This is a genomic window from Antrihabitans spumae (assembly GCF_043944905.1).
In the GTDB taxonomy this organism is placed as follows: domain Bacteria; phylum Actinomycetota; class Actinomycetes; order Mycobacteriales; family Mycobacteriaceae; genus Antrihabitans; species Antrihabitans spumae.
In genome coordinates, this window is sequence record NZ_JBIMSN010000171.1 from 1 (window position 1) to 1,825 (window position 1,825).

1 protein-coding gene is annotated in these 1,825 nt (G+C 64.6%); it reads right to left on the reverse strand.

Annotated features, from left to right (window positions below):
- Nucleotides 1–53: 53 nt before the first annotated feature.
- Nucleotides 54–1,763 carry a transposase gene (locus ACHIRB_RS30790; protein WP_395126749.1) on the reverse strand — a complete coding sequence of 570 codons (1,710 nt, stop codon included), beginning with the start codon at nucleotides 1,761–1,763 and terminating at the stop codon, nucleotides 54–56.
- Between the last annotated feature and the right edge of the window lie 62 nt (nucleotides 1,764–1,825).

The following is a 1,825-nucleotide window of genomic DNA, read 5'->3' on the forward strand; positions in this document are numbered from 1 at the left end:
GTGTTGTAGATGCGGACCGTAGTTCGGTCGGTGGTTGCCGGTGGCGTGGTGGGTCAGGTCGCGGCGGCGAGGTTGTTGGTTCGGATGGCTTTGAACAGGTTGTGAACGAGTGCGTGGAAGGCGAATTCGGCCGACGCTCGGGTGATTCCGCGGCTGCTGAAGCGGCGGAACCCGAGGTTGTGTTTGGCGTGGCCGAACGGTGTCTCGGCGATGTGGCTGCGTTGTTTGTAGAGGGCGTGCCCTTCGGGAGTGCGCAGCCGATGCGCCATGGCTTCGAGCGGGGTGGCATCGGCAGGCGGTGGTCCTTCGGTGGGCTGTTCACGGGCCGCGGTGGCGGCGTCGCGGCTTTTGCCAACCGCGATCAGCCGGTCCGGACCCTTATGGGTGAGGTTGTCTTCGCTGAGGTAGCCGGCGTCGGCGAGGAGCACACCGATCGCAGGTTCCTCCTCGTCGACGGTGCTGGGCCGGTGTGTGGCGATCAACGCCGCTGCGGCGACGGCTTTGTCGAGCATGGTGGTGAAGGTGGTGGCGTCGTTGGGGTTGTTGCCGACCGAAGTGGCGATGATCAGCCCGTCACTGCTGGTCACGGCCTGACAGTTGTAGCCCTGCAGCCACCCACCACCACGCAGCGGCATCATCCGCGATTGCGGATCGGTGATGTTGCGTTTCGGTTCGGTCAACCATGCCGGTGGTGACGGCGTCTTCTCGCTCACCTGCGCGGCCACGTGCTCGGCCGCCGATTCTGCCAGCTGACGCTGCTCGCGGTCTGCGATCGCACGGTCCAACGCAGCTTTGACTCGGGTGACTTTGTAGGCCTGCTCGACCGGGACGGGCGCCTTGCCGCGACCGTTGCCGGCGTTGTAGCGGTCGATCTTGGCTTGCTGATCGGCGCGGGCGTATTCGAGGTTGCGGGTCAACACTTCGACCCGGATCTCTGTCGGCGGCGACCCGAGCGGTGCACCGTCACGTTGTTCACGTTGGTGTTCGTAGGTGTCGAGTTGTTCGGCACGTTTCGTCTCCGCTGCTTGTTGACGTGCCTGTTTGCGACTCTTCTTGGCCTCACGCTCGATCTGTGTCGGTGACTTCTTCGCCATCTCGGCCAACGCTTCGGCGATCCGCGCTGCCCGCGAACGGGGGTCGACCAGATCGGCGGGAACGTCGTCGCGGGCGTCGGGTCCATACATTTCGTCTTCGGCGGCGTCGGTGGCGGCGTGGGCGGCGGCGGCCTTGCGGGCCAGAGCACGGGCGTCGGCGAGTGCCTGCTCGGCGGCGGCCTTGTCCAACCCGCCTTTTGTGCGGTTGGTGCTCATCGAGGCGTTGGAGGCGATTTTGACTCCGTCCAACGCGACGACACCCAGGTTGCCCATGCCCAGCTGGGCGCACAGCATCAACACCTGCGCGTAGAGGCTTTCCATCGCGGTGGCACTGTCGGCTCGGAACCGGGAAATCGTCGCGTGATCAGGGGCGTCACCAGCACAGATGATCCGGAACGCCACATCACGCGAACACAACCGCTCCAACGTGCGTGAGGACCGCTGACCGTGCGCCCATCCCCAGATCAACACCGTCAACAGCATGTCCGGGTCGTACCCGGCACGGCCGACGCCGCCGGTGCGGCGGGTGCGATGAATCGCTGTGGTGTCGAGCTGAGCTACCGCAGCGATCACCAACCACACCGGATCGGTCGCGGGTAACCATTCCCGCATATCCGGTGGTTGCAGAAACAGTTGATCACGATCTACGGGGCGATATCCCTTGGCCACCAACACATTATCCAACACCGACACGTTCACAGCGGGAGGACAAGCCATGTCTAGCCAGGAAA